The following is a 502-nucleotide window of genomic DNA, read 5'->3' as shown; positions in this document are numbered from 1 at the left end:
AGGCGTTGGCCCCGGGGTCCTGGAGCACTTCGCAGACGGCGACCAGGTCGGCGACCTCCGGCAGGTGGAGGAGACCGGAGAGGCCGACCACCTCGACCGGGACGTCCCGGTCGACCAGGGCGCTCTGGATCGCCCCGAAGTCGCCGGCGGTCCGGCACAGCACGGCGATCTCGCCGGGTGGTGTTCCGGTGGCGACGAGGTGGGCGATCCGGTCGGCGAGCCAGGTCAGCTCGTCGGCGTGGGTGTCGAGGAGGGCGCAGCGGACGATGCCGTCGCGTTCGGCGCCGGGGGCGGGGCGCAGCGCCTCGACGCCTTCGTGCATGGCGCGCAGCGGGGCGGCGAGGCTGTTGGCCAGTTCGAGGAGCCGGCCGCCGCTGCGCCGGTTCTCGCTGAGCGAGAGGCGGGTCGCGGGGGCGCCGTCGGCGTGCGGGAAGTGTGCGGGGAAGTCGTCGAGGTTGGCGACGGAGGCTCCGCGCCAGCCGTAGATCGCCTGGCAGGGGTC

General features: G+C 74.9%; 1 protein-coding gene. It reads right to left on the bottom strand.

From position 1 onward, the window contains the following. On the bottom strand, positions 1-502 hold a 502-nt coding region (locus G3I71_RS46755; RefSeq protein ID WP_164325026.1), incomplete at both ends, for an ATP-dependent helicase.

The sequence above is a fragment of the Streptomyces sp. SID12501 genome (assembly GCF_010550245.1).
Classification (GTDB): domain Bacteria; phylum Actinomycetota; class Actinomycetes; order Streptomycetales; family Streptomycetaceae; genus Streptomyces.
The sequence above is the reverse complement of the archived record's forward strand: the minus strand, read 5'-3'. Positions and strand labels throughout refer to the sequence as shown.